Origin of the sequence: Thermophagus sp. OGC60D27 (assembly GCF_052400625.1) — a bacterium.
Classification (GTDB): domain Bacteria; phylum Bacteroidota; class Bacteroidia; order Bacteroidales; family Marinilabiliaceae; genus Thermophagus.
The window spans coordinates 306,476-314,084 of record NZ_JBQTGH010000005.1 but is presented as its reverse complement, the minus strand read 5'-3'; the positions used below and the strand labels follow the sequence as shown (position 1 = coordinate 314,084).

Annotated in this window: 3 protein-coding genes; all 3 read right to left on the bottom strand. The window is 33.7% G+C overall.

Annotated elements, in window-relative coordinates; genetic code table 11:
* Nucleotides 1–1,092: 1,092 nt before the first annotated feature.
* On the bottom strand, nucleotides 1,093–1,845 hold the full coding sequence (locus ACT29H_RS08375; protein ID WP_444821171.1) for a hypothetical protein: 753 nt from the start codon (nucleotides 1,843–1,845) through the stop codon (nucleotides 1,093–1,095).
* Between the two features lie 159 nt (nucleotides 1,846–2,004).
* Nucleotides 2,005–5,673: a helicase-related protein gene (locus ACT29H_RS08370; RefSeq protein ID WP_444821170.1), complete on the bottom strand. Its 3,669-nt coding sequence runs from the start codon at nucleotides 5,671–5,673 to the stop codon at nucleotides 2,005–2,007.
* A 165-nt stretch (nucleotides 5,674–5,838) separates the two neighbouring features.
* Nucleotides 5,839–6,693 (bottom strand): DUF3800 domain-containing protein, encoded by an 855-nt coding sequence (locus ACT29H_RS08365; RefSeq protein WP_444821169.1) that lies wholly within the window; start codon nucleotides 6,691–6,693, stop codon nucleotides 5,839–5,841.
* Between the last annotated feature and the right edge of the window lie 916 nt (nucleotides 6,694–7,609).

The following is a 7,609-nucleotide window of genomic DNA, read 5'->3' as shown; positions in this document are numbered from 1 at the left end:
CTAAGTTGTTGTAACCAACAAAACACCTCCCTTAAAAACTTCATAATTATGAGGTTGGGTATTGTATTGCCTAAAAGATAGGTTTTAAGCCAGAAGAAGTCTGATTTTTAATTGTTGAGTTACAATAAGCTTACTTTTTTGATACCCCAAAGGTTCTATAAAGCACAATGCAAGTAGGAGCATTCTTCCCAAAAATATAAAAAAACGACTGTAGGTCCATAATAATCAGTTGTAGTTCTACCGGGATGTAGTTCAACCTGGGGTAATCGCTGGGTCGTGCCGACCGCTCATACTCCTATATATTACCAATAGTTTTTTCTGTTTTCTTAATCATTGTTTCAAAGTCTAAATATCAATAATATAATGGTCTCTTAAAATCAAACGTAAGTGAGAGTGCATCATTAGCAGTCCAAATGGATAAAAGCTTAACATGAACATCGTAACAAAATAATCCCAAAGATTTGGCTGTGTATTTTTGTCATAATACTTAAATTTTTTTGTTATTGTGATTGCTGTCTCAAATAATGCATATGTCAATATTGGAGCTATTAAAATCCTAATAACTAACGGGATGTTATTATTTTCTTTGTCAAAGTCGAGCATAAATATTAAAACAAATACAACATAGCCTGCTAGTATGGTCATCAGAAGAATCTTGGATTTTTTTAAGTCGCTTTTCAAACCATTTTTTAAGTCAAGATTAGGTATAACCAGAATAAGTAACCACCCACAAATCCAATAATAATAAACGTAAATCCAAATGATATTAAATTCTCTGGAACGAGTCTTGCCCATATTATAAAAGTAAAAATGGAAAGAGTCATTACTGCAAAATGAATTAGCAGCATTTTAGACGGTTTAATATTTAGTAGTCTGGTCATTTTTAAATTATTGGTAACGTTTAGTATAAGAAACGTAAGTGATTTCGAAGCACTTACCTGTCAAGTTACACTGAGCCAAATTTGCGATTAGACACAAATTTAGCTTTTTAAAACAGACCGTCAAATCGCAGATTTGGCGGAGCTGATTAAGTGAGCAAAATTTCCATAAACCACTGAGCCACTTATGTTTTTTATACATTGTTACAGGGCGTTATTGTTCCTTTTTCCAATATCTCGGGTTAATTAATGTCGTATCTGTGTCCACCATATTTCCGAAAAACTTTCTAATCTGCACTATTTCTTTTTTCTTTTCAGTATCGTAAGAATCCATTCTAATTAAAACCATATCCTTTTTCACTTCTATTATTGTTGCCTTCAGGTTCACAGATTCTTTTTTAATCAGTCCAGGAGGAAAATGCGAAAAATTATAGCTTAACTTGTCTCCAGTTTTGTATGAGTCAAATTCAACTATATTGTTTTCCTTTAATATTCCTTTCTCAAATATCAATTGAACATTATTCTTATTCTTTGTCCATTCGTATTCCTCCTCAAGGTATAATCCTGCATATCTGTAATAATTCGGTGATGAATAAATCAAAAGTTTTGAGTTAAACCAATCTGCATAAATATATCCGTCTACAAATTTTGGTGAATAATTGTTTTGATTAAAGAAATCAACGATATCTAACTTTTGGTTTGTCGAGTCAATTTTTTCAACTTCTATCAATGCAAGTTTGTTGTCAATAATTTTCCATGTAGCACAGTACCCTCTCCAACATCCTGTATGAGGAAAGTTAAATTCTCCATACGAAAATGGGGACTTTTCAAATTCGAGCTTTTCAAGAGGAAATGATTTTAGATAAAATGTATCCTTTTCAATGATTAGTAAATCAGATAATTGCTCTGTCGAAAAGCAATTTAAAGAAACGGTTAGAAAAATTAATATTGTCAGTATTTTATCCATATGCAGTATCTTTTTTTAATGCCCTGTAACGGTCTCGGGTATGAAACGTAGGGCATTCCGAAGCTCTTACCTGTCCACCCGAAACAAAGCTTGCTAAGAACCTGAAACTTGCGGAAACCACTGTCCGCCCTATGTTTTATACCCATTGTTGTGCGGTCGTTATTTATTTATCAATCGTTTATGTTCACTTGTCAATATTTCTGGTTTATTTAGATTGATTTTGTTCAATAATTCAATCTTGTCCTTAAAACTTAAATGAACTTGGTCAGAATTTTTAATCCACCATTTGTAAAATTTAATAGGATCGTTTTGATACGGCACGGAGGCTTTTACCAAACCTTCATAACCTTTAAATTCGATTCTCATATTTAACCCAAGAGTCTTTTTAAAATAGTCAAAATGGTTTGCTTTAAGTTTAGAAACCATCATTTTAAAAATTTCTTTATCAATTTTTAAATCTAATCTCTTATATGTTTGGTGAAATAAGACTACATCTTCTGTTAGCCATTTAGAGACTTTCATAGTCCTTTCTTCTGATTCATTTTTTAATGTCAGCAGACTATTTCCTTTATAAAATGAATTTGGATCTGGTTGAAAAATGTGAACGTTGGTTTTATCATCTAATTGGTTTGGTTCAGAATTTATTGGGGTTGAATTTTCCTTAAGATACTCTACAATATTCAAATCATTAGCATCTCCACCTTTGTGATTTTCCAATAAGGTGTCAACGTCAGCTCCTAGAAAAAAGTCTTCTATAAAATTCCATCTTTCATTATTATTGAACGAACGCAAAAAGAAGTGATCAAAAATTTGATTACTTAAATGGTGTCTTTCAAGTGTTTTAGATAAAAGAGTATTGCTATAACTTGAAGAATTAGAATCTCGTTCAATTCTCAACGGATCATTTATACGTATGAAAACCATTGGGTTTTCACCGCCTTTAATTTCAAATGTTCCTAATTCAAGCATTTCAAGGAAGTAACCTAGTCGAACATAATTGATTGAATTAGATTCTTTATTAGTAACAAATCTGTTGACTATATACTCGTCTGTGTTGCTGAATAAGTTGTTTAGACGCTTGAGTAAGGCAGTAAAACTGGCTAAGTACTGAGTATTAAAGACTCGATACTTATAGCCATCAATTCCCCTACGTTGTTGAAGAAAAGCATTAGGCTCAATAACACCCGGCTGAATTAAACGACCTGAATATGAGGATAAAATGAATTTACCAATTTTTTCTGCTTTCATTCTGTCCTGTAGGAATGGCACAAGCTTTTCAATGAATTCTAATTGGTTGAAGAAAGAACCGTCAAACTGATTAAAGACAGCCTTTACATGATCAAAAAGTTGATTCAATGTATCGTACAAAGATTTAAAGGATTCAAGTCTTTCAAAAGATATTTTGAGCTGCGGTACAAGTTCAAAATCATTTTGCTTAAACAGATAACCCGTATAAAAAGCTCTTTTTACAAGAGGAAAACTTTTATCGTTGAAGTTCTTATACCAAAGCTCATCTAAGTTAACTTCAATTATATTATTTCCATTCCCTAAAGAAGCTATAAAGTTTGAAGTGTTTGGATAAGCATTTTTGAATCTTTCTAAGTCCTGATCTGAGACTCTTGCGAAAACTTTTACAAAAAGTTTTTTGGGTCGCGCAATAAGGATATTGAAACGATATTTTGCTAAGTAGTCTTTTTCAATCATCATCAGAGCAGTCAAGACTTTCTGGTCTAAGTCAAGTGCATTTTCAAAAATGTGACCGAAATCATCAACTGATAATAAAAGGTTACGGCTCTTATTATTTTTAATGTAAGCCTTATGTATTTTTTTAAGCACTTCTTTGATTTGGAATTGACGTAATGCCGACATTCCATGAAGTGCTTTGGTAAAACGTTGGTCTTGACTTGAATAGTTTAGTGCTGCAAATCCTTGTATATCTGTTTTTCGGGCAACTCTTCCAATTTCTTGTACATAGTCAGGGAGTAGACCCGAAGGTGCATGGTGGTAAACCAATTCTATATCTGAAATATCTACTCCCATACCAAACGCTTTGGTAGAGATCATGATTTTCTTAGTACCGCTTTTAAACTCTCTGAAAGCAAGTTCTTTTTGCTCAGGTGATAGACTCCCATAATAACCCGCAGCAATATCCAATTGATCGCTTCTCAGTTGATCAATAATTTGCCGAATGTGTTTTGTGTAGGGTGCGTAAACGAGAGTCTTTAACCCCGTTTCATGGATTCGCTTGATAAAGTCTACCGTCTGGTTTAGCTTGCTTCTTTCATAGTTTCGTTCAAAACGATCGTAATTGTTTACTGCAAACGTTATGTCTTGTCTTTTGACTTGTCCAACAAAGACATGTGGGTTACGCATAACTAAACTATCTATACTGTCGAAAACCATATCATTTGCGCCACCGTAGATCGCGGTAGCGGTGACAGCTACCATAGGAAATGACATTTTATGATACTTTCTAATCTTCCTAACATGATTTCCTAAAAACCAATAGTCGACTCTAAAGTCTCTCCCCCAAGTAGTAATTAGGTGAGCTTCGTCAACCACCAACAAGCCTAATTTCCTGTCTCCAATAAAGTGTGAAATATCATAAGACATTAATAATTCTGGAGACATGTATAAGATATCAATTTCTCCATTGTGGCAGTTCTCAATGATTTTTTCCCTATCAATTAGACTAAGTTCACTATTGAGGTATGCAATCTTTTCAAAATGGCGCTCTGTAATTATTGCATTTACCTGATCCTTCATCAAAGCAATTAGAGGAGAGACAACAATGGTAATGTCGCCTTTAGCAGAAACGTAAAATGCCGGTAATTGAAATAATAGTGATTTACCCGCACCTGTTGGTGCTGTCAGGAACAAGTCTCTCGTTTTTTCTCCTTGTAGCGAGTTTTCATATTCGTTAATGATTGTCTCAACAATTAATCCTTGTGAAATCTCGGTTATTTGATTTCCTAGGTCTGGATTCTTATAAACTCTTAATGACCTAAATTCTGCATTGGCACCCCAAAATTTCTTTAAAAGTGAACTAGTTCTTTCAGAAGGAGTAAAATCTTCCTGAATCGTTTCTTCTTTAAGCTCAATTAGTTGACCGCCAAATTGATTTAGTATGAAATTGGTTTTAGAAACAGAATCTAAAAGAAGATCCGATATTGGCTGTTTTGGATAAATTTTGACAAGCGCCTTTTTACTAAAATCATCATCCCTAATGCATTGATTTATAAATAAGTCAAGAGCCAAGTTGTCTGAACTTATGTCAATTGTATCAAAATTTTCATCAGAAGCGTGTTGAAGTTTGCTTTGTTGTTTAAACAAGTCAATTGAAGCATAACTATCATCAGGAAGCTTCACAGAGTAGAAATACTGATCGTCAACTTGAATTTGTTCTGATTGATAAATCGGTAAAGCATCAGGTCTTTCTTCTATGTTTTCATTTTGGCTACTTTCCAAGTACTCATTTTTACGAATTGGATAAAGTAGCCTTAGATTGTCTCGAATGACTACTACTCGTTCTTTAAAGAAGGAATTGTCAATATAGTAAATGAGATAACTGAATTGAGCATAGGAGAGTAGGTGTAAATCCTTTTCAATATTTAACTGCGCAAAAATCCGAGCAAACCAACTTTTGTCAAACACTTGTTCAGTCCCATTTTTTACAAAAGATTCTGAATCAGTTAGATTGTCATTTAACCAAGTGTCTTGTATTAAATCAGTCTGGCCAAGAATTACAAATATTTGGTTCTTCTTCTCATTTGCTTTTTCCTTTATGGTTTGAACAACTGATTTTGTATATAATTCCTGAAATGTCATTTAGTTAATTTTTAATGCCGCACAACGTTGAGTGTATGATTTCGTAAGGGATTGCGGACTTCAAACCTATCAAGTTACCACTCAAAATTAATGCGGGTGATAACGCTCGAAAACCTCTGAAACCCTTATGAATTATACACATTGTTGTGGGGTCGTACTTTATCATTAGTATGTCTTTGAATTCCACCTTGCACTTGGAGTAGAACTAATCTCTTTTATAAAGTCATTGTAATATGAAGAATTTCGACCACTTTCTTCTTGAACTTTTTTATAGATTAATCTAGCATTCACTTTTCTATAGAAGTCACGAAAAATGTTTTTTATCTCACTATTCAATGTCTCTTTATAACCATTTTCAATTTCGAGATACTTTCTGGTCAAGAAAAGCAATAAATCCGAAATTTGAATCATAGTATTCTTCTCAGAATCTACTGCAAAACTAAATTCCACTATCCATTTCGTCCGCTTTCCAACAGCACCGTTAAATCTTCGAAATCTTGTAACAGCTTCAATTTCTTCTATAAATGCGTCTTTCTCATCAATTATCACCATTGCTCTAGCACTTTTACCAAGCTTTTCCTTAGTATATTTTTCATAAGATGTTATCAAATAGTCATAAGCAATTAAGTACGGTGTTTTTAAATCAAAATACTCTCGCTCACGAACCTGATTAGTTTCATAAGCATTAAGTTTCGCTTTATCGACTGCAAAATAATAATATTGATGTTTTCGTGTCGCAACCAAATCAAGTATTTGATTTATTAATCTATTACGGTTTTCACGAGTGTGCCCCTCAAAAAAACCACTCCCATTAGGAGAAAATAAGTCTTGAGTGTGAAATTCAAAGTGGTCTGGAATAGTTCCGTTAAAATACCGAGTAATAATTTTCTCAAACTCAATATGTGTTTTATTCCATCCTTCATCTCTTAAAATAAGTCCACCAAGCACAAATATCGGTTCTTGTCGATTCGTTAATGAACGACCATCACATCCTGTTTCATCTATGTAAAAAAAATGCATATTATTAGATTTCGGTTTGTACTATGTTGCGTATGCCCCACAACGTATGTGTAAATGCATATTGTGTTTATATCTATTATGTCGATATTTGTTTAATTGTCAGTTGTTGAGTTGTTTATGTTCTGTAATTTGGTCTAAAGTGCTTTTTATATTTGCAAGAGATTGTTAGCTTACATGGAATAACACCCATCTTCCGGTGTTGCGCTAAAGAGAGGATTATTTGGGGCTTTACAGGCATCAATTCATGTTTTTATAAATACAAATATATTAAATTTATTTATACGCAAGTACTTGTGAATTATGTTTTTGTGGGGTGATTGTAGTCGCAGGCGCTACCTTTGATCGACAGCTTAATTGTTGTGTGCCGTTCAAGTCAGTTGAAATCGAAATTCTTCAGGTGTTTGTCCTGTTTAATTCTTTTTCTTTTGATTTATTTATACGGATTGCAAAGCCATTTTTTAAGTTATGCATGAATTACAAATCACGCAGACGTGTGATTCCTATCACACGATATCGTTCATTATAATCACATGGTCCTGGTGATTACTACATAGCCAGTTTAAGTACAAAATTTAATACAACCTCCAATTAAAAACCACCCCTTCACTCCCTTTGCAGCTTTGCGCTTCCGCGTTTTATCCCCTGTTAAATGTCGGTATAAGCTTATACCAGTTATCGGGAAAGGTTATACCAGATGTTGGGATAAGGTTATACCAGATGTTGGGATAAGGTTATACCAGATGTCGGGATAAGGTTATACCAGATGTTGAGATAAGGTTATACCAGATGTTGGGATAAGGTTATACCAGATGTCGGGATAAGGTTATACCAGGTGTCGGGATAAGGTTATACCAGGTGTCGGGAAAGGTTATACCAGATGTCGGGATAAGGTTATACCTGGTGTCGGGATAAGGTT

What these genes read in the sequence shown, in the direction of transcription:
- ACT29H_RS08375 (WP_444821171.1), bottom strand. Translation starts at nt 1,845, where the DNA reads ATGGATAAAATACTGACAATATTAATTTTTCTAACCGTTTCTTTAAAT.
- ACT29H_RS08370 (WP_444821170.1), bottom strand. Translation starts at nt 5,673, where the DNA reads ATGACATTTCAGGAATTATATACAAAATCAGTTGTTCAAACCATAAAG.
- ACT29H_RS08365 (WP_444821169.1), bottom strand. Translation starts at nt 6,693, where the DNA reads ATGCATTTTTTTTACATAGATGAAACAGGATGTGATGGTCGTTCATTA.